Source organism: Streptomyces sp. NPDC096040 (genome assembly GCF_040303265.1).
Classification (GTDB): Bacteria; Actinomycetota; Actinomycetes; order Streptomycetales; family Streptomycetaceae; genus Streptomyces.
Window position 1 is genome coordinate 213,187 of sequence record NZ_JBEOTA010000006.1, and the last position, 18,170, is coordinate 231,356.

At 66.4% G+C, this 18,170-nt stretch carries 20 protein-coding genes and 2 pseudogenes; 7 read left to right on the forward strand and 15 right to left on the reverse strand.

What is annotated here, in order from left to right:
• Window positions 1-21 precede the first annotated feature (21 nt).
• Window positions 22-1,272 carry a helix-turn-helix domain-containing protein gene (locus ABTY98_RS09980; protein ID WP_352220382.1) on the reverse strand — a complete coding sequence of 417 codons (1,251 nt, stop codon included), beginning with the start codon at window positions 1,270-1,272 and terminating at the stop codon, window positions 22-24.
• A 983-nt stretch (window positions 1,273-2,255) separates the two neighbouring features.
• Here ABTY98_RS09980 and ABTY98_RS09985 point away from each other — a divergent pair.
• Window positions 2,256-2,798, forward strand: coding sequence for a DUF4231 domain-containing protein (locus ABTY98_RS09985; RefSeq protein ID WP_352220383.1), 543 nt, complete (start codon window positions 2,256-2,258; stop codon window positions 2,796-2,798).
• A 242-nt stretch (window positions 2,799-3,040) separates the two neighbouring features.
• On the opposite strand, the gene ABTY98_RS09990 is transcribed toward ABTY98_RS09985, so the two are convergent.
• The 12 genes and pseudogenes from ABTY98_RS09990 to ABTY98_RS10045 form a co-directional block, all read right to left on the reverse strand.
• Window positions 3,041-4,192 carry a tyrosine-type recombinase/integrase gene (locus tag ABTY98_RS09990; RefSeq protein ID WP_352220384.1) on the reverse strand — a complete coding sequence of 384 codons (1,152 nt, stop codon included), beginning with the start codon at window positions 4,190-4,192 and terminating at the stop codon, window positions 3,041-3,043.
• Complete coding sequence (locus ABTY98_RS09995; protein WP_352220385.1) at window positions 4,192-4,380, reverse strand: helix-turn-helix domain-containing protein; 189 nt, start codon at window positions 4,378-4,380, stop codon at window positions 4,192-4,194. Before ABTY98_RS09995 ends, ABTY98_RS09990 begins: the two co-directional genes overlap by 1 nt.
• A pseudogene (repSA, locus tag ABTY98_RS10000) lies at window positions 4,377-5,756 on the reverse strand (replication initiator protein RepSA). Before repSA ends, ABTY98_RS09995 begins: the two are co-directional and overlap by 4 nt.
• The gene (locus ABTY98_RS10005) at window positions 5,749-5,934 is read right to left on the reverse strand and encodes a hypothetical protein (protein WP_352220386.1); all 186 of its coding nucleotides are present in this window, start codon (window positions 5,932-5,934) and stop codon (window positions 5,749-5,751) included. Before ABTY98_RS10005 ends, repSA begins: the two are co-directional and overlap by 8 nt.
• Before the next feature lie 85 nt (window positions 5,935-6,019).
• The gene (locus tag ABTY98_RS10010) at window positions 6,020-6,571 is read right to left on the reverse strand and encodes a GGDEF domain-containing protein (protein WP_502994184.1); all 552 of its coding nucleotides are present in this window, start codon (window positions 6,569-6,571) and stop codon (window positions 6,020-6,022) included.
• 91 nt (window positions 6,572-6,662) lie between these two features.
• A complete protein-coding gene (locus ABTY98_RS10015; protein ID WP_352220387.1) occupies window positions 6,663-6,977 on the reverse strand; it encodes a SpdD-like protein in 315 nt (104 codons plus the stop codon).
• Between the two features lie 11 nt (window positions 6,978-6,988).
• Window positions 6,989-7,144, reverse strand: coding sequence for a hypothetical protein (locus ABTY98_RS10020; RefSeq protein WP_088245459.1), 156 nt, complete (start codon window positions 7,142-7,144; stop codon window positions 6,989-6,991).
• A gap of 11 nt (window positions 7,145-7,155) precedes the next feature.
• Window positions 7,156-7,347, reverse strand: a complete 192-nt coding sequence (locus tag ABTY98_RS10025; RefSeq protein ID WP_069764280.1) for a mobile element transfer protein — start codon at window positions 7,345-7,347, stop codon at window positions 7,156-7,158.
• 1 nt (window position 7,348) lies between these two features.
• The gene (locus tag ABTY98_RS10030; protein WP_352220388.1) at window positions 7,349-7,543 is read right to left on the reverse strand and encodes a hypothetical protein; all 195 of its coding nucleotides are present in this window, start codon (window positions 7,541-7,543) and stop codon (window positions 7,349-7,351) included.
• A 20-nt stretch (window positions 7,544-7,563) separates the two neighbouring features.
• Window positions 7,564-8,235, reverse strand: a complete 672-nt coding sequence (locus ABTY98_RS10035) for a DUF2637 domain-containing protein (protein WP_352220389.1) — start codon at window positions 8,233-8,235, stop codon at window positions 7,564-7,566.
• Between the two features lie 82 nt (window positions 8,236-8,317).
• Window positions 8,318-9,673 carry an FtsK/SpoIIIE domain-containing protein gene (locus ABTY98_RS10040; protein ID WP_352220390.1) on the reverse strand — a complete coding sequence of 452 codons (1,356 nt, stop codon included), beginning with the start codon at window positions 9,671-9,673 and terminating at the stop codon, window positions 8,318-8,320.
• Window positions 9,674-9,675: 2 nt separating this feature from the next.
• A complete protein-coding gene (locus tag ABTY98_RS10045) occupies window positions 9,676-10,029 on the reverse strand; it encodes an SCO3933 family regulatory protein (protein ID WP_352220391.1) in 354 nt (117 codons plus the stop codon).
• Window positions 10,030-10,176: 147 nt separating this feature from the next.
• On the opposite strand from ABTY98_RS10045, the gene ABTY98_RS10050 reads away from it, so the two are divergent.
• The 5 genes and pseudogenes from ABTY98_RS10050 (at window position 10,177) to ABTY98_RS42270 (ending at window position 15,343) form a co-directional block, all read left to right on the forward strand.
• Window positions 10,177-10,545 (forward strand): winged helix-turn-helix domain-containing protein, encoded by a 369-nt coding sequence (locus ABTY98_RS10050; RefSeq protein ID WP_352220392.1) that lies wholly within the window; start codon window positions 10,177-10,179, stop codon window positions 10,543-10,545.
• 234 nt (window positions 10,546-10,779) lie between these two features.
• Window positions 10,780-11,838, forward strand: a complete 1,059-nt coding sequence (locus tag ABTY98_RS10055; RefSeq protein WP_352220393.1) for a helix-turn-helix domain-containing protein — start codon at window positions 10,780-10,782, stop codon at window positions 11,836-11,838.
• 175 nt (window positions 11,839-12,013) lie between these two features.
• Entirely contained in the window at window positions 12,014-12,499 is a 486-nt protein-coding gene (locus tag ABTY98_RS10060; RefSeq protein ID WP_352220394.1) for an NUDIX domain-containing protein, read from the forward strand.
• Between the two features lie 543 nt (window positions 12,500-13,042).
• A pseudogene (locus ABTY98_RS10065) lies at window positions 13,043-13,267 on the forward strand (IS110 family transposase); the annotation flags it as partial.
• Window positions 13,268-13,306: 39 nt separating this feature from the next.
• Entirely contained in the window at window positions 13,307-15,343 is a 2,037-nt protein-coding gene (locus ABTY98_RS42270; RefSeq protein ID WP_502994193.1) for an NACHT domain-containing protein, read from the forward strand.
• A gap of 743 nt (window positions 15,344-16,086) precedes the next feature.
• On the opposite strand, the gene ABTY98_RS10070 is transcribed toward ABTY98_RS42270, so the two are convergent.
• On the reverse strand, window positions 16,087-16,299 hold the full coding sequence (locus ABTY98_RS10070) for an isochorismatase family protein (RefSeq protein ID WP_352220500.1): 213 nt from the start codon (window positions 16,297-16,299) through the stop codon (window positions 16,087-16,089).
• 421 nt (window positions 16,300-16,720) lie between these two features.
• Complete coding sequence (locus ABTY98_RS10075; protein WP_352220395.1) at window positions 16,721-17,464, reverse strand: IclR family transcriptional regulator; 744 nt, start codon at window positions 17,462-17,464, stop codon at window positions 16,721-16,723.
• A 147-nt stretch (window positions 17,465-17,611) separates the two neighbouring features.
• Between ABTY98_RS10075 and ABTY98_RS10080 the strand changes: the two genes are divergently transcribed.
• A complete protein-coding gene (locus ABTY98_RS10080) occupies window positions 17,612-18,166 on the forward strand; it encodes a 2,4'-dihydroxyacetophenone dioxygenase family protein (protein ID WP_352220396.1) in 555 nt (184 codons plus the stop codon).
• Window positions 18,167-18,170: the final 4 nt, after the last annotated feature.

An 18,170-nucleotide genomic window follows, 5' to 3' on the forward strand; every position in this document is an offset into this window, starting at 1 on the left:
TTCCCCCTCTCAGTGTCGTGATCAACCCAGCTTCATGCTCGTGGCGAGACGCCTGATGTCCGCCGATCGCGAGTGCCTGTCTGTCGACCTCAGGTCGTCAACAAGGTTCCGGGCGATGGGACGGTTACGTACGTGCTGAGGAGCGATGGCATCAGCGCGCAGGATCGCATCAGCCGCCGGTTCTGCCTTGCCGTTCATCATCTGGCCGACAGCTGCACAGACCCAGAAGTGGGATTGCCGCTCCCCCGACGCGATGTGTGCAATGTCGACCAGATCGGCCCGTGAGAGAACATCGCGCGGGTGGCCCAGCTCCAGGCTCACCTCAACCGAATGGATCGAGGCGTTCACGGCGTTGAACTGGGTCTGGAAGACGTTGCCGTCTGCCGGGAGCCCAGACGCAGCCTGCCGAGCCTCGTCCAAGTGCATCTCAGCCTCCGACCGGTCCCACAGCCGCGACCAGGCGACCGCCGCGCGAAGGTGCATCGCACCCCACAAGGCACGGATCACCTGATCGGAGTTGGCCAAGTGCGGCTCTAGGTCATCGAGAGCCTTCCGGGCCATGTCGCGCGCCGCGCCCAGTTCGCCCTCATGCAGCCAGACACCGCAGAGATCCCAACGGGCAGCAGCCTGGAGAACCGGCGACTCAGCCCGCTCAGCTGCGACCAACTCCCGCTGAACAGCACTCCAGCCGAGGTCATGATGCCCGAGCAGGTTGGACGAGACGCGCGCCATGTGGCTGGCCCTGAGCATCAGTCCCTCTGCCCGAGGCACGTCATCGCCGCCGGCCACATCACACAGCACGATCAGGTCGCGAAGGATCTGCGGGAGGACGTCTCCCAGGGCCGTGAACTTGGCGTCCTGGCGGAGCCGCTCAGCCGCCTCAACACGGGCGGTGAGGTCAGCAAGGGTGGGGGGATTGGTCGCGGCGATCAGCGCTGCACCACCGGGCATAGTCGCCTGTTGCAGGGCGAGGCGGAGACCGGGAATGGCGGAGTGACCGGAGTCGAGTTCGGCTGTTTCGTGGCGGTAGGGCTGCCCCGTCAGTTCGGTGACCTCAACGCCGAGCACTTCAGCAAGCTGACCGAGGACGCTCATTCGGTCCAGGGGGAGACGACCCGTTTCGACCTTAGAGACCCAGCTCACGGAGCGGTCGATAGAGGCCGCAAGTTGGCTTTGATCCCAACCCAGACGTCGCCGTGCCCTCGCTACACGCTGCCCGGTAGTCAGCTCTGTCGTCATCATGAGTCCTTTCGACACTTCGAAGGTACCCATGCCAAGCCGTGACGCTGTCAGTAAAAGTGACAGTGAGCGCGCGAACCCGCCCCACACAGGCCCGAGTTACGGGTTTCTCTACCTCATCAAGCCGGCTGCGCTCCGCTCCGCCGGGCGCGCTCCCGGCTCCGCCGCGGGCGCCGCTCCTGCCTTCGGCCCGCTCCGCCCGCGCTGCGCCGACGCGCGCCCACGTGGCCAGAGCCGGGGCATGAGTCGATCACCGTAGAGAAGCGGCCACGCTCAGAACAGCCTCCGGCGGGGGCGCTCAGGCTCCGAGATGGCGGGGGCGCCGTTCGCGAGTGCCGGCGGATAGTGGCGTGCGCGGGGTGCTCCCATCCCGTCTGCCATCGACCCAGGCAGAGCCGAGCAGACGCGGCCCATGGCGTCCAGGTCGTTCGTACAGTGGCGCGCTCCACCTGGACGCCATGAACCACGCCCGCTCCACATGCGTGTGGGTCGACGGCAGACGGGATGGGACCTGAGGTGAGTGGTGGGTTAGGAGGGTGGTGAAGGTGCAGCTCGAAGAATCAATCTTCGTCATCCGACGAGGAGCCCCGTCGTACGGAGTACACCAAGATCCCAACCAGCGTCAGGACGACCAGGACCGCGACCAGCCCCCATATCCCCGACGACCAACCCGCACTGTTGTCACCTTTTAGAGGCGACAAGCCGCCGGGACCAACGGCGAAGATCCCACGCCCCACATCCCCCAGGTTCATGGGCGAAGCGTATTGCCGCCTACGATCCACGGCTAGGAGCGCGGCGCCCGGCAGCCCAGCCCCAAGGGCGCACGTGCCCCTTGCGTGCCCGATCGTGCAGTCACGGACGGGGAACACCAGGGAACACCGGGAAGCGCGCCAGGAGGGCGCAGGTCACCGGCTCGCCAGATCAGCAGCCACCCACGTACGCGATCTTCCGGACTGGCGCTCCCGGCTGAGCCGCCGAGTTGACTGCGTCGTTGCGCCACCGGTGTACTTCCGCTCATGTCAGGTGCGGATGACGAACAGTCACTCGAAGCTCACCCCACCGTCTCCCGGACCGTGGCCGCGACGCAGGACTACGTGGAGGGGAGGCTGTCTCAGTACCAGAAGTGGTACGACAAGAAGGCCGTTAAGACGAAGGCCATGCATCTCCGGATGAGGACGATATCCGTCGTCGGAGGAGCGTTGGTCCCTGTGTTAGTCAACCTTGACCTGTCGTTCGCGAAACTTACCGCTACGGTGCTGAGCTTGATCGTTGTCGGTTCTGTCTCCTTGGAGAGCGTGTACCGCTATCGCGAGCAGTGGAAGAACTACAGGTCAACCGAACAGCTCCTCGGGCATGAGCGCGTCTACTTTGAAACCAAGGTGGGGCCCTACTCAGGTCTCACGGAGAGCGAAGCATTCACGACCTTGGTCGCCCGGGTAGAGAGCGCAATCGCCAACGAGAACTCTGCGACCCTCAACGTGATGACCTTGGGCGGCCAGGTAAGCGCTGACGTTCAAACACCGCCCGGCATCCCAGGTGCCCGGCGAGAACTTCAGTAGACGGGGCGTGCCACTCGTGTGCCAGAACGGGCGGGGAATCACGGGGAACCAGGGTGCGCACGGGCGCGGTCGGGTGATGCCACCGAAGACAGGAAACTCGCAGGTCGCGCCGGTCGCCACCCAACCTCGCTCCTAAAGCGGGTGTCGCAGGTTCGAATCCTGCCGGGGGCACCAGCCAAAAGGCCCCGGACCGATCATGGTCCGGGGCCTTTGACATCCAGCTTTGACATCAACGAGGGCGGTCACTCACGACCGGGCCGCCTCTTGAGCAGCCGATCCATGTGGCTGATGGCCTCGCGCTGGGTGTCCTGCACGACGTGCGTGTACACGTCCATGGTGATGCTGATCTGGCTGTGCCCGAGGATCTCCATCACGACGCGAGGAGCCACCCCGGCAGCGGTGAGGAGGGTGGCGCACCCGTGCCGGGCGTCGTGCAGCCGAATCACGCGGAGGCCGGCGGACTCGGCGACCCGGGTGAAGGAGCGGTAGACGTTCCGTGGCTCGACCGGACGGCCGGTCCGGGTGGCGAAGACGTACCCGCGGTCGTCCCACGACTCCCCCGCCCGCTCCTTGGCAGCCGCCTGCCGCATCCGATGCCAGCGCAGAGGAGCAATGCACATGGCCGGGAGCGGAAGCGCGCGGTTGCGGCGGTTCTTGGTGTCGTCGTCGTAGAGGACCCCGCGCCGTCGCTGGATCTGCTGGCGGACGTACAGGACCCGCTTGTCCAGGTCCACGTCGTCCCAGCGCAGGCCGATCAGCTCGCCCCGACGCAGCCCCATGGCGATAGCGAGGACGAAAGCCGCGTACAGCGGGTCCTTCCGGGAGGCGGCGAGGAAGTCCAAGGTCTCGTCGAGCGTCCAGGGACTCAGCTCACGCGACGAGGCCCGGGGCGGCTCGACAAGGCCCGCAACGTTCCGTGCGATCAGCTCTTCCCGGCAGGCAGCGGACAGGGCCGTACGGAGTACCCGGTGCGATTCCTTGGCGGTGGCCGCTGTCGTCCTGTTCTCCAGCTGGGTCAGGAAGCGTCGGACGTCGGCGACGCTGAGGGATTCGAGCCTCTTGGAGCCGAGCATGGGCACGAGGTAGAGCCTGACGTGCGCCTCGTACTTGTCGTACGTGCTGAGCTTGCGGCGGGGCCTGACGATGTTGTCCAGCCAGTAGGGCAGCCAGTCGGAGAGCTTGGCCGAGCGGGTGGGCACGGGCACGCCCTGATCGACCTTGGCCAGCAGCTCGCGGCGCTTGGTGTCGCACTCAGCCCAGGTCTTGCCATAGGCGAACTTGCGGGCGCGTGTGCCGTCCGGCTGGAGCACGTAGACCGCGCACTGATAGCGGCCGTCCTTGCGCTTGGTGATGGTGCCCGCGCCGTTGGGGTTGCGCTTGCGCTGAGTGGCCATCAGGCAGCCTCCTCGATCTGACCGAGGATGAAGTCCCGTACTGCGTCGGCAGGGATGCGGCGGGCGCCGTCAATCTTGATCGAGACCAAGCGGTGCGAACGGATCAGGTCGTAGACCTTGGAGCGTCCGAGCTTGAGCCGGTCCATGACGTCGGGCACGGTCAGCAGTTCGGGGGTGGCCGTGGTCATGCTGCGGCTCCTTCCAGGGCGAGTTGGTCACGTATCGCTTCTCGGGCTGTTTCGCGGTTGTGCTGGAGGTCGCGGGCGATGGTGGCGGCGAGGGCGGATTCGCCGGGGGTGTGGCCGTGGCCGGCGTACTGCCAGTCGGCGAGGATGAGGACGGTGTCCGGCTCGGCGTCCTCCAGGCCGAGGGCTTCGCGTTCTTGGGCTGCGCGGTAGTCGGCGCGTGTCTGGCGGAGTTCGCCGAGGGTGGTGGAGTAGCGGCGGGATTTGGAGGAGAAGTGGCCGCGGAAGCCGAGCATGTGAGCCCAGGCCCAGATACGGCGGTCGGGGTAGAGCGGGTCGAGCTGCTTGCATGCTTCGATGAGGCGGCGGGTGTGGTCGGGCACGTGGTGGCGGTCGAGTTCGGAGAGTTCGCCGATGCGGCGGTCGAGGGTGCCGGTGTTCTCGGCGGCTTAGGTGGCGTACTTGGCGACGTAGGAGGCGACGGCTTGTTCGGTGATGTCGGAGCCGTCGCCGAAGGCCTTGACGGGGCGGACGTCGAGCTGGGTGCCCCAGCGGAAGGTGCGGGCGGGTTGGTCGGCGGCGGCCGGGACGGAGACCGAGGTGTACGAGTGCGCGGCGGCGGCGCGGATCGCGTCGGAGAGCAGATCGACCGTTGCCCAGGCCGGAGGAGCCGTTTCGGGTCCCTCGGGTCCGTCGAGCCGGATCACAGCATGGAAGTGCAGGGCACCGCGCTTCTGGAACTCCGCGACCTTGCCGTACGAGACCCGCACATGGTCGGCGAGCTCGCGGCGGGTGAGTCCGGCACGGGCGGCGATCTCGCGGCGGAGGCGAGTCGTGAAGCGCTGCCACAGGTTGCCCGCGTGGTTGTTGAAGAGGACGGCGCCCCCGTAGTCGTAGGTGGTCGGGTCGAGGGCGGTGCCGAGGGCGGGGTCGTCGGTGGTGTGGTGGGTGCCGCAGCGGCAGACACCTCGGTCGGGCCGGTTGTGGACCGGGCCGAAGGACGGGGCGGTGAGGGTGGCGAAGACGCGGGGGTGGTCGCGGACGGTGGCGGGGATGTCGCGGCGGTCGTCTCCGGCCAGGCCCGCGCGGATGAGATGGTAGGTGTCTCCGGCGTAGGTGAAGGCGCAGGAGGGGCAGCGGGAGGCGCGGCGGTTGCCGCAGGCCAGGCGGAGCCGTCCGCCAGGCTCGGACTCGGTCGAGTAGTGGTGCAGGGTCTCGCCGGTCGTCTTGTCCTTGGTCAGGGTCCAGCCGGTCAGGTGGATGGGATCCGCGCAGCCGCCAGTGCGGCGGATCTGTTCGTGCCAGCGGTCGAAGTCGTCGGCCGAAGCCACCCTCAGCAGGTCGCCGAGGGTGGCCGGGTCGCGGAGCAGGTCAGGCACGGGCACCCTCCTGGACGGGCGAGCGGCGGGCAGTGCCGGTGCCGTGGCAGGCCGGGCAGTGCGCGGTGATGGTGCGCAGGTGGCCGTTCCGGTCGCGGCCGCCGAGGGTGATGGCGGCGGAGGCGAAGCCGTCGCAGGCCGTACAGATCCTCGGCGAGGGCGGGGTGGGCTGGGCCATGATGGTGGTTCCTTTCGATTGCGGTTGGAAGGAACGGCCTCGGGTGGCGGCGTGCTTGGCGGCTTGTGCGCCACCCGGTGGCCGGTCAGCGAGCAGTGCGGGAGCCCCGACGGCCACGGGCTTTCGCGGCGTACATGGCCGCGTCGGCGGCGGCGAGCGCATCGGGCAGGCAGGGCACCGGCAGATCAGCGATGGCGCAGGCTCCGACCGAGGCGGCCAGTTGCAGCGAGACGCCGTCGTGGTTCAGCGGCCGGTGAAGCGCGGCGGAGAGCGCGTCGGGGTCGGCGGCGGCCAGGTCCCGGATCACGACGACGAACTCGTCCCCACCTAGTCGGCCAGCGGTGCCGTTGCGTCCGCACCAGGCGCGCAGCCGGTCGGCGGTCTCGACGAGGGCGGCGTCCCCGGCGGCGTGGCCGTGGGTGTCGTTCAGGGTCTTGAAGTGGTCGAGGTCGACCAGGAGGACGGCCGCGCGCGGGTGCCGGCGGATGACGTCTTCGGCGCGGGCGGTCCATCCGGCTCGGGTGTGCAGGCCGGTGAGAGGGTCGCGGCGAGCGGAGGCAAGGCGGCGGGCGAGGATGCCGCCGTGCACGGCCCAGCCGAGTAACGGCACGATGCTCATGGTGCTGTTCAGGTCCACGGTGTACTCCTTGGCGATGGCGGTTGGCTGACTGACTCCGGTCCCAGAGGCGGCGGCGTGCTTGGCGGCTTGTGCGGCCCCCGGGGACCGTTCAGCGGCGGTGCTGGGAGGAGGCGAGCGAGCGGATGACCAGGGCGCAGACGGCGACAGAGGCGGCGGTGACGGCGACCGCGAGGAGCATGGAGACCAGGACGGTGCCGACGACCAGGACCACGGCAGTGCCGCCGCCGACCAGGGCGAGGACGGACCCCGGGGTGAGCTGGACAGTGGGCCGGGACGACGGGGCCTGCGCAACCGGGGTGGACGTGTCGGGGGTGTGCTGGACGACGGCGGTCGGCTCGACGGCGGCGGACGGGGTGCCGGGGCCGGTCGGGATAGGCATGGTGGGGATCTTCGGGCGGAGCATGGCGGTTCTCCCTACTTGATGGCGGTGTCGATGACGGGGGCCAGGAGGCTGTCGGCGATGAGGTAGCCGCCGAGGAGGAGCACCAGGACCAGCCAGAGCGGCGGGCGGATGAGTTTGATGCCGAGGTAGCCGACGACGGCGAGGGCGAACCAGAGGGGGACGTCCACGGGGTGGCCTCCTATCGGGCGGTGCAGCGGTGAGTGCGGGCGGCGAGCTGGGCGGCGCTCTGGCTGGAGTAGTCGGCGGACCAGCCGCAGCGGTCGTTGGTGCACACGGCGGCGTGCTTGGTGTGGCCGTGGCGGTCGCGGTGGGTGCCGATCTGCACGGGGCCGATGCGCATGACGGAGTGGAAGTGGTCGCGGGCAGGCATGTCAGTCGCTCTCCGTTCGGGTGTTGATCGGGGCGGGGAAACTGGCGCGGATACCGGCGGCGGTGGCCGGGTCGGTGGTGCGCTGGGCGGCTTCCTCGGCGAGCAGGTGGGCGAGGTAGGGCCGGTTGGCGGCGGCCATCTCGCGGGCACCGTCGAGGTAGTCGGAGACGGTCAGGTCGGCGGGGTCACGCAGCATCGGTCTTGCTCCCTTCTGGGTCAGGCGAGTTGGGCGGCGATGGCGTCGGCCAGCTGCGGCGGGACGCCGAGGCGGGCACGCAGGGTGTCGGTGTCGATCGGCGATCCGGTGCGGGTCTGGTGGTCGTCGGCGACCTTGCGGGCGTGGTCGACCAGCGCGGCCGGGACCGAAGGAGCCGGGACAGCAGGAGCAGTCGGGGCGGGTTCAGCGGCCGGAAGCGCGGGGGTTTCCTCGGCCTCGGTCACGGGGGCCGGGATGGCTTCCGGCTCAGGCGGGGCGACCGGTTCGGGGCCGGGCGTGGTGGCCGGCACTTCGGGTGCCGGGTGGTCGGTGGTCGAGTGGGCGAGGAGGGTGCCGCCCATGAAGGCCAGGGCGGGCCAGGCGGCGACCAGGATGCGCAGCCAGGCCGGGACCTGGATCAGGTCGAGGAGTCCGGCGGTGGCGACGTTGGCGCCGAGGGAGGCCACCAGCGCGATCACGAACCAGCACCAGGCCAGCCGGGACGGGCCATCGGAGCGCAGCCGCCGCCAGGAGGCGACCAAGAGCAGGTCGACCGAGATGGGGTAGGCCCAGGCTTTCCAGCCGTCTTGTCCGGCAGCGGCGGCGAGGTCGTGGAGGTGGGCGAAGGACAGTGCCCCGGCGATGACGGCCTGGACGAGCACGGCGTCGACTCGGAGGGCGGTGCGGGCCATCACGGCTCCTTCCGGTGATGAGGCATGGCGGGGGTAGGGACCTGGCGCGAGGGCGGTCGCGCCGACCGGAGTGCGGGAGTGGTCAGGCCGTGGCGGGGGCTGTCTTGGACAGTGGCACGCGGGCCGGGGGCAGCGGGGCAGCCGCGGGACGGAAGGCCGCCAGGGCGGGCAGGTCCGGGACGCGGTCGGCGTGCCTGTTGCAGATGTTGACGGCCTCGCGCAGCGAGGTGTGCGGGGCGCGGATGCGGGCCCAGCCTCCGGAGGAGTCCCCGGCGATGGCGACACCGCGCATGTCGGTGGGGATCTGGACGGCCGCCAGGACGGCGTCCGGGGAGATGTCGCCGAAGGCCATGTTCGCGGAGGTCTCGTCGTTCACGCGGTGGGCGGTGCGGCCAGTGAGCTGCGAGCGGAGCATCGTGATGCTCTTGCCCAGTTCGGCGCCGAAGCGCTGCCCGCAGATCTCCAGGTAGATACCGGCGGCGCGGCCGAGCTGGGCGAGGCGGACCAGGGCGGTGATGATGCGGTCCCGGCGCTTCTCCTCGTCCTTGGTGGCGAACAGGGCGAGTTCGGCGACCTCGTCGACCAGGACCACGACCGGGACCGGGCGCAGATCGGCGGGCAGGTCCCAGATGTCGGCAGCGATCTCCGCATCCGGTATCGCGACACTGATGCGCTGCTGGGCGCGGATGAGCTGGTAGACGTCCTCCATGTGGGAGACGAGGGCTTCCAGGAGATCGAGGGCGGTGTCCGGGTTGTCGGCGAGCGCAGAGAACCGCCGGGCCAACGGGAACAGTTCAACGCCCTGCTTGCAGTCGATGCCCACCAGCGCGACGTCCTGCGCGGCCAGTCCGGCGACCAGATTGCGCTGGTAGACAGACTTCCCGGACTCCGTGGCGCCCAGGGTCAGCCCGTGCGGAACGGCCCGGTAGTCGCGGTAGTGCACTGAGCCGTCCTCGCGCAGGGCGACCGGGACCCGCATCGGCCGGGTGTCGGTCCGGGCGGGCATCTGCACCCGCTTGAGGACGTCGTAGCCCGTCATCCGTACTTCGACAACGCCGGAGCGCAGCTCACGCGAGGTGACGCCGTACATCCCAAAGGAGTGGCGCAGCCGGTCCGAAGCGGCCGCGACGTCAAAGGCGTCCTGACCGGGGCGGAGCTTGAGCTGCAGGACCAGACCGGTCCGGGTGGGCCGCATTCGCAGGATGCGCGGCGGACGGGACTCGGGTGCCGGACGGTTGGTCATCCGGGCGAGAGTAAGGCGCCAGCGGGAGGGTGGGACTGTCAGGCCACAGGCGTCCATGACCGAGGTGTAGCGGACCAGGACCCGCAGAGTGGCGAAGGTGACCCCGAAGGTCAGCCAGTACCAGGCGGGGCGCCGCCACCGCAGGAGACCCGCAGTGGCGACGACCAGCACGAGAGCGACCGTGAACCAGGTCATGGTCAGGCCGCCTTGGGCTTCGAGGCAGCGGCGGCGAGCGAGGTCACGGCGACCGCGCGGAAGGCGATGCCGTGGCGCTTTTGGCCGTTGAACTCGTTCTCCCAGGCCGAGGCGACCAGGCCCGTCAGCGCGACGGGGGTCCCCATGGTCAGGTCCTCGGAGACGCCGGGCTGCGGGACGGTGAGCTTGAGGATCTCGACCTCGTCGGACGTGGAGAACATGACCTCCACGGTCATCAGCGTGACGCCGTCCTTGTCGGTGGCGATCTCGCCGGTACGGCGGTCCTTGACCTTGGGCTGCGGGGCCTTGGCGACCATCACGGTCGCGGCGGAGGTGTCGACGGGGATCTGACGCATGAAGCGCTCCTTGATCGATCAACTTGACGTACTTAGTACGTCGTCTCAGGTTAGAGAATGGACCTGTACTACTTGGTGTGTCAAGTGAATCTCGACGGCTGTCGGCGCGATGTGCTGCACTAGGTACGACAACCGCTGAGAGGGGCTATGGCCGACTTCACTGGACGGGCCGCGTACTTGCAGATCGCGGACGACTTCAAGCGCCGGATCCGCGACGGAGAGCTCACGCCGGGGGACAAGCTCCCCTCAGAGTCGGACCTGATGGCGCAGCACTCCGTGTCTCGCACAGTCGCCCGACAGGCGATCTCGCGTCTCCGCGAGGACGGCTACGCCATCTCCCACCAGGGCAAGGGAAGCTTTGCCGCGCTGCCGGGCGAAGGCAGTTCCGCCAAGCGCAGCCCCGAGTTCGAGCAGATCACGGAGTACCTGTCCGAGGTCCGCCGGGATGTGCGCCGCCTTGCGGAGCGGATGGATCAGCTGGAGGACCTGGTTCGGCAGCAGGCTCAAGGGCAATGACCAAGGCGTCAGCTCGACGCGCGACCTCTGCCAGCTCCTCACCAAGTCCCCTTATCTGGCCGATCAGTTCGCGCTTCTCTGCCGGGCTCAGCACGGTCACGGCCCCTTCGTCGCCCTTTCGATCTGACAGCCCCTCGGCCTATAAGCAACGCTAGGACCGGACGAACTCACCACCCCGGAAAATCTCTCCGGGGCCGTAGAGAGAGACGGGTGGACGCTCTTCCCATGCGAGGAATGACGACGAACCTGACGATCGGTGAGCGAGTTGCTTGGTACCGCCGTAGGCGCGGCATGTCCCAGGAGGTCCTGGCCGGGCTCGTCGGCCGGACGGTCGACTGGCTGAGCAAGGCGGAGAACAACCGGCTGGAGCTGGACCGACTCTCGGTCATCAAGGCTCTGGCCGACGCCCTCGACGTGTCTCTTGGCGACCTGCTCGCCGAGCCGACGCTCATGGAGTGGACCCCCGAAAGCGGCAACCGCACAGTGCCGGCACTTCGGTCGGCGCTGATGAACTACCGGCAACTCACGCCCTTGTTGGGAGTGCCGACCGAGGGCGCGCCCACGCCACTGGATGAGCTTCGTGCCAGCGTCGTCGAGATCATGGACGCCTACCAAGCCTCCCGCTACGGCTTCGCGACCCGCCGCCTGCCTCTTGTGCTGGCTGACGCTCTCATTGCAGCGCAGTCCTACAACGGCCGCGACCGCGAGCAGGCCAACGAGCTGCTTGCGCTGACGTACCAGAGCGCCGCGATGGTCCTCGGGAAGGTGGGCGAGGTGGACCTCGCTTGGATTGCTGCCGATCGCGGACTGGGCGCGGCGCAGCAGTCCGGCAACCCGGCGGTAATCGGATCGCTCTTCCGGTCCGTAGGTCACTGCCTCCTGTCGACTGCCCGCTTCGACGCCGCCGTACAGCTCATCGGTGACGCGTCCGACTACCTCCGGCCGGGCCTCTCGGGAGCCAGCCCGGAGTTCCTGTCGATCTACGGGACGCTCTTCCTCGCTGGCTCCATGGCAGCCGCCCGGGCAGAGGAACGCTCGACAGTGCGCGAGTTCCTCGCCGAGGCCGACCAGGCAGCCCGCCGACTCGGGCAAGACGCGAACCACATTGTGGACCGCGTTCGGGCCGACCAACGTCGACATCCACCGCGTGGCCACCGCGGCCGAGCTGGGCGACATGCAGGTAGCCGCCGACCTGGGGCCGCGTATCGACACCAGCAACCTCCCGACGGAGCGCCGGACGCGACACAACATCGAGGTAGCCCGTGCCCTCAGCGCACACAGCCGAGTCGATGACGCCCTGGCGATGATCCTTGAGGCCGAATCCTGGGCACCGGAGCAGGTACGGAACCACTACCTGGCCCGCGAACTCGTGCTCACGTGGGTACGCAACCAGCGCGGTCGACCGAGCCGGGCCATGGCAGATCTCGCCGATCGGCTGCACGTGGTGTAAGTGGGTACGCTCGGCTGCATGGCAGTGAACGAGCACGAAGCGAAGATGGCGCATCCGCGTATGGCAGCGGGTGCGCTCTTCTTTGATGCCGGCGGGCGCGTCCTCATGGTGGTGCCCACGTACAAGGACTACTGGGACATCCCCGGGGGCTACGTCGAGACCGGTGAATCCCCGCTCCAGGCTGCCAGCCGAGAGGTACAGGAGGAACTCGGGATCACGCCGACGCTCGGCCGTCTCCTGGCCGTCGACTGGGCGCCCAACGCCACCGAGGGCGACAAGGTCTTGTACCTGTTCGACGGCGGTGAGCTTGCCCCGGAGGCTGTAGAGGACATCCGCCCCCAGGCCGAGGAACTGAAGAGCGTCGTGTTCGTGGCCCCGAGCGAGATCACGGAGCGGACGATTCCCCGGTTGGCCCGACGCATCCTCGCGGCTATCGAGGCCCGAGCGGCAAGCGCCCCGGTGTACCTGGAGCATGGCCAGGCGCCGAGCGATGTAGCGGCGTAGCCGAGACGGAAGACCCTCATCCCAGCGGGATAAGACTTTCCCTACTTCATCAAGGCCCGCGCACGGCGCGGGCGCGCGCCGCCTCGACGGCGCGGCCTGCCTCTGTCTTCGCCCCGGCTGGCCGCGCCCGGCGGCACGCTGGCGAGCTGCGGGCATGAAGTGGGAGACACCCTCTGTGGCTGGGGCGGTCGGCTCCACGGCTTTAGGCAGCCACTTTGGGGCGAGCCTCTAAGATCATGGCCCCAACGTCGTGCTTTAACGGGCAGGTCCACAGACTGCCCGACTCGCCGGAAGCTTAAGGGGCCATGATCACTCGCCCCAAAGCAGCTCCAGCCCAAAGCCGCTCCGTAAGTTGTTTGGCGGTCCGGAAGAGTGGGGTGTGGCTCTAAAGTCGCTTGCCCAAGTGGCTCCGGTGGAGTGGCCGCCCCGCTCTTCGGGACGCCTGGCCGCTGATTGAGATGTGCGATCTGATCGCTGTTTACGGAGCTGACGGCGGGTGTTCCTCGGGCCGAACGGCACGCTGCCTGAACCGAGGAGACGCACATGGCCGAGCATCAGACTCATCTCTGGGTCGGGATCGACGCGGGCAAAGCCCATCACTGGCTGGCAGCGGTCGACGACTCCGGGGCCACGACCTGGAGCAAGAAGGTTCCCAACGACGAGAGCGCGATCCTGACCGCGCTCGGCGAGATTCTCGCCCTCGCCGACGAGGTGCACTGGGCGGTGGACATCGCCGGCACCACGTCCGCACTGTTGCTTGTCATTCTTCGTGATTACACAAGAGACTTCGAGACAGGTAAAGCGACCATGCTTGAATACCTGGAAGGATTGTGTAAGTCACCTTATAATCTTGAGCCTCCATCAGGATTCGTGGAATACGCCCTCAGCTCAGGGCGAGCTTTTGTAATCTTTGACGGCCTTGATGAGCTGATCGATACATCCCTTCGGAGGAGGGTGGTAGAGCTCGTAGAATCATTCGCGTACAAATACCCGATGACGCCGATCTTGGTGACAACGCGAAAGGTTGGATATGAGGAGGCACCGCTCGACGATACGCTCTTTAGCGCCGTCCAACTCGCTCAGTTGGGTGATTCGGGAGTGCGGTCCTACGCTGACAAATGGTTCGCTCTTGATAGCACGCTTAGTAAAGACCGTAGATCCGAACTTTCTCATAGCTTCTACCAGGACAGCAGGTTCGTTGCTGACCTAACCCGTAACCCGTTGATGCTGTCGCTCATGTGCGGCATCTACGCAAGCGAGAACTACATCCCAGCCAATCGACCTGAAGTTTACAAGAAGTGCGCGGAGCTACTCTTCGATAAGTGGGATAAGCAACGTGGAATCATTACACCCCTTCCCTTCGACGCACATGTTAAGCACGCCATTCATGCACTGGCCTTCTCGATCTACTCAAACCCTAAGAATCAGTCAGGAATTAAGCGCGACGAGCTGATCCGTTTCTTCAAAGATTTTCTTCTCACGAAGCGTTTCGAAGACGAGGATGAGGCTGAAGATGCAGCCACGCAGTTCGTGGACTTCTGCACTGGCCGCGCTTGGGTACTGTCAAATGTGGGATCGGACTCCGCGCAAGAATTGTACGGGTTCACCCATAGAACCTTCCTCGAATATTTTGCCGCTAATCAGCTAGTTCGACTAAACCCCACCCCTAAGAAGCTTTTCTCTCAGCTGTCACCTAAAATTGCGCGCGCCGAGTGGGACGTGGTGTCGCAGCTGGCATTGCAAATTATCGGAAATACGGCCGAGAATGGAACAGATGAGTTTTTGGCATACGTTATTACCGCTTCAGATAAGGCCAAGTTGGATGAAGGGGCCAACCTCGTAGCATTCGCAGCGCGAGCACTCGAGTTCGCCGTTCCGAGCCCAGGCCTTCTCCGAAAGATCACTCATGCCAGCGTAGAGCTCGCAGTCAAAGCGGACTCAACGAAGCAGGACCACTACTTCCATCTACGGGGAGTGAGGGCCCTGTTGCACTCTAATCGGGAAAACCTCCAAGCTGTTGCGAAGAATCTTCGCACTGAGCTTCACGCAGAAAAAGCCGAGCATGTGAACCGACGGGAGATCAAACTTGGATTGGCCACGAATATTTCTCTCGTCCAACATGCCGGATTTGACACCTCATATATGGACGACAAGTCCATCGACTTTTGGCGGACTTTCGAAGATGAAAACTTTGATATCTTTTCCTCAGAGTTGAAACTCATGGCAAAGGAAAGAGGTTGGGTGGCCGCGACAGCTGCCACTGCCGGTCTGATCTCGATTCGTGAAGCAATTGACAGATTTGGCCCGGAGGTGCTGTACCAGTGGCGTATGGGGCCTTTGACTCTGCGAGCTCCTATCATTCTGCGCCTAGCATATAGCGATCCAAGCATCGATGCTTCACGCAGCGATCGAGCAATGGCCCAATGTCTAACCGAGCTGTCAGACATCCTCCCTTCGTGGGAAGGGTGGTGGTTCAAGACGCCATATGACTACTCCGCTATCAGATATCCTGGATTTTTCAGCCCATGGAGGCGGCCGCTTTCCAGTCTCGATGAAACGCATCGAGACTCAATCGCTCTTATGCTCGTTGCCTGGTGCGAGTTGGTGGGTGGCAACTCCGCAGAGCGCATGCGTGAGGTCGATGACGCGCCAAACAATTCACTCGGTTCTCTAGTTAGAAAGTGGGCTAACGCGAGGTTCGATACCACTGTGCGCCAGTCGGGCTTGCGTTCAGTTCGAGCGTGTCAACTCAATCCGCAAACGATAGCGCTTCTAGCATCCTGGATTGAGGGAGAGAGGGACTTTGTCAGCCCCACTTTGGATAAGGTCCGGAAGAGCTCTTAACGCGATTTGACCGGCGACAGCCAGCCACGGAAGTACCGCAACCGCGGCAACCATCTGTCCCCTGGCGTCCCTCCAGGGCCGTACAGCGACCGGAATAGTCGCCGCTCACCGATCCGGCTAGAGCCACGGATCAAAGAGCTTCTGACATCCACGGCTGACATCAACGACGCCGGACGGAGACGCACACCAGTGGCTCTGTCCGGCTGTCGCACCAGTCAACGGCGGCAGCCGGAGCGGACCCGGATCGAACTCCTAAAGCGGGTGTCGCAGGTTCGAATCCTGCCGGGGGCACCATGCATTATCGCTCTGACCTGCATCGGAGCGTCAGAAAAGCCCCTCGGAGTTTCTCTCCGAGGGGCATTTTGACCTTCCATGGGAACGCGCCGTCAGCGAGGCAGAGCTTGCCGCCCTGCTCTGACCGAGTCTGCACACCACCGAACCGACCCGAGGTGCAGATACCTGAGGCCAGTGAGGAAAGCCTGCGGATCATCAAGGCATGGCTCGCCGAACGCCGAAGCCCGATCTGTCCTGTCGCATCGAGCTTGGCTGTGGATCTTGCGCAGAACTGCAGCGTTGCCAGGTTGATTGAGAACGCCCCGCCAGGAAGTCTCAACGAAGATGGCCTTCGCGGAATTCGAGGCGTTCTTGCGGCGGTCTCCAGGACGGCCAGCAACAGGCCGGGACGGGTGAGGAAGCCGCGTTGCCCCTTCAGGCCGTCTCCGGTGGCGGTGTACTCCTCGCAGTCATCGTGCGGGGATCGCCGTGTCGAGTGAGGCGGCGAAGGCGGCGGCGTCGGTCTCGGCGCCGAAGTGGTGGATCACGTGCTCGCGGACGTGTTCTTGTTGGGTGCGGGTGAAGGCCGCGCAGGCGTCGTGGATGACGTGGGTGGTGTAGCCGCGGTCGTGGGCCTCGCGCAGGGTGGATTCGACGCACACGTGGGTTGCGAAGCCGGCCAGCTACAGGTCGGTCACGCCGAGGCGGCGCAGGATCAGGTCGAGGTCGGAGGGTCCGGCGAAGGCGCTGGCACCGGCGCGGCCGCGCACGTTCGGTTCACCAGGGGCCGGCTGGAACGCCTCAGCGAAAACTCTACGCCGATACTGCCGTGGATCCACGTGCCGGCCTTGGGGATCGCTGCGCGCAGGCCGAGCCGCGCCGGGGTCCAGCCCTCCAGCTCCGGTACGCCGGGGGTGAGGACGAGCGGCACGTCGTGCACGACAGGGACACCGCGCGCGGGCTGCGGCGAGGGTGGGATTTCAAGGATCCTCATCAACAGGGCGTACAGCAACGGTCCCTGCCGTCAGCACCTGCGGCGGCGCGGGCATCCGGCACACAATCACGGAGAGGCCCGACAGCCGGGCCGCTCGCCTGCACACGGGATCAGGAAGCGCGGTTGAACCCGTATTGGCGGCCGATAACGACGACTGCCTTTTTGAGCTCTTCGCCGACATCGTCGAGACGATCCGCTTCTGCGGGCTCGACGGCTGCACTGATCGCCGCTATCGGACTGCCGTCGGATGCCAACAGGGGCGTGGCCACGGCAAAGGCGTCCTTGAACGTGACTCCGCGGTTGAAGGCGAGTCGGCTGGAGCGGATCTCGGGGAGCTCGGCGAGGAACTGCCGTACCTCTCCTGCCTGTCCCGCACTGGCCAGCTCCAGGAGCCGGTACATCTCCTCGTCGGGGACGTTGGCGAGCAGAGTCTTGCCGGCGGCGGTCGTGTAGAGGGGGCGGCGGGCGTGGGTGCGCGCGACGAACGTCAGGCCGGGTGACTCCTGACCCGCATGGTCGGTGTAGACGAGGGCGTCCCCGACGCGCACCCCGACGAGGACGGTGCAGCGGAGGACCTTGTTCAACTCGGCCAGGAACTGGTGATCGAGTGACAGTGCGGCCAGTTTGTTCGCGCGCGCGGCGAGGATGAACGGCCCTGGTCCGAGGTGGAACCGGCGGTCGTCCTCGATGAGGTAGCCACAGGCGAGAAGTCCGTTGGTCAGCTCCTGAACGGAGCTCTTCGCTGCGTCCAGGGCGGCTGCCAACTCAGCCAGCGTCACGCCCTGCGGGCTCAGGGCCACGGCTTCGAGGATCCCGATCACTCGGTCGACCGTGCGATGCGGGCGGACGGGCATGCGGCTGATGCTAGCACCGCCCTCCGAAAAGGTCCGTGCACGCGTCTTGTCAGAGAGACGTTGGTCACCCTAGCGTCTGCGGCATCCGGAAATCCGACTCAGCGTACGTAAATACGTACGCTCGTCGGCGACGAAAGGTCCATGAACATGACCGCACCCGTCTCTCCCGGCGTGGCCACCACCGGCAGCGGCGCCCCGCTGCCGCTGGTCGCTCTGCCGCAGGGTGAGCTCCTGACCGTCAACATCGACCAGATCCCGATGCTCAAGGATCTTGTTGCCCCCGGCATTCACATCCAGACGCTGCGCCTGGACCCCGAGCGCGGCGAGTGGGTTTTCCTGTCCACCCTGGCACCCGGTTGCGAGCTGCCGATCCACTACCACACCGGTTCGGCTCAGGTGTGGACGATCCAGGGCCGCTGGCTGTACCACGAGTACCCCGACCAGCCGCAGACCGCGGGCTCCTACCTGTACGAGCCCGGCGGCTCGGTGCACACCTTCTACTGCCCGGAGGACAACACCGAGGACACCGTTGCCCTGGCCTGGATCGACGGTGCGCAGGTCAGCTTCTACGAGGACGGCACCTTCCACTCGGTCATGGACGCGGTGACCCTCCAGCACCTGACCGAGACCGCGGCGGCCGCACAGGGTATGGAACCAGTCGGCTACATCCACGGCGGCGGCGCCGGTGTGATCAAGTCCTGATCGG

Bases quoted from the DNA above. Each gene is read 5' to 3' on its own strand.
- ABTY98_RS09980 (WP_352220382.1), bottom strand. From the start codon at position 1,272: ATGGGTACCTTCGAAGTGTCGAAAGGACTCATGATGACGACAGAGCTG.
- ABTY98_RS09985 (WP_352220383.1), top strand. From the start codon at position 2,256: ATGTCAGGTGCGGATGACGAACAGTCACTCGAAGCTCACCCCACCGTC.
- ABTY98_RS09990 (WP_352220384.1), bottom strand. From the start codon at position 4,192: ATGGCCACTCAGCGCAAGCGCAACCCCAACGGCGCGGGCACCATCACC.
- ABTY98_RS09995 (WP_352220385.1), bottom strand. From the start codon at position 4,380: ATGACCACGGCCACCCCCGAACTGCTGACCGTGCCCGACGTCATGGAC.
- ABTY98_RS10005 (WP_352220386.1), bottom strand. From the start codon at position 5,934: ATGGCCCAGCCCACCCCGCCCTCGCCGAGGATCTGTACGGCCTGCGAC.
- ABTY98_RS10015 (WP_352220387.1), bottom strand. From the start codon at position 6,977: ATGCTCCGCCCGAAGATCCCCACCATGCCTATCCCGACCGGCCCCGGC.
- ABTY98_RS10025 (WP_069764280.1), bottom strand. From the start codon at position 7,347: ATGCCTGCCCGCGACCACTTCCACTCCGTCATGCGCATCGGCCCCGTG.
- ABTY98_RS10030 (WP_352220388.1), bottom strand. From the start codon at position 7,543: ATGCTGCGTGACCCCGCCGACCTGACCGTCTCCGACTACCTCGACGGT.
- ABTY98_RS10035 (WP_352220389.1), bottom strand. From the start codon at position 8,235: ATGGCCCGCACCGCCCTCCGAGTCGACGCCGTGCTCGTCCAGGCCGTC.
- ABTY98_RS10040 (WP_352220390.1), bottom strand. From the start codon at position 9,673: ATGACCTGGTTCACGGTCGCTCTCGTGCTGGTCGTCGCCACTGCGGGT.
- ABTY98_RS10045 (WP_352220391.1), bottom strand. From the start codon at position 10,029: ATGCGTCAGATCCCCGTCGACACCTCCGCCGCGACCGTGATGGTCGCC.
- ABTY98_RS10050 (WP_352220392.1), top strand. From the start codon at position 10,177: ATGGCCGACTTCACTGGACGGGCCGCGTACTTGCAGATCGCGGACGAC.
- ABTY98_RS10055 (WP_352220393.1), top strand. From the start codon at position 10,780: ATGACGACGAACCTGACGATCGGTGAGCGAGTTGCTTGGTACCGCCGT.
- ABTY98_RS10060 (WP_352220394.1), top strand. From the start codon at position 12,014: ATGGCAGTGAACGAGCACGAAGCGAAGATGGCGCATCCGCGTATGGCA.
- ABTY98_RS42270 (WP_502994193.1), top strand. From the start codon at position 13,307: ATGCTTGAATACCTGGAAGGATTGTGTAAGTCACCTTATAATCTTGAG.
- ABTY98_RS10075 (WP_352220395.1), bottom strand. From the start codon at position 17,464: ATGCCCGTCCGCCCGCATCGCACGGTCGACCGAGTGATCGGGATCCTC.
- ABTY98_RS10080 (WP_352220396.1), top strand. From the start codon at position 17,612: ATGACCGCACCCGTCTCTCCCGGCGTGGCCACCACCGGCAGCGGCGCC.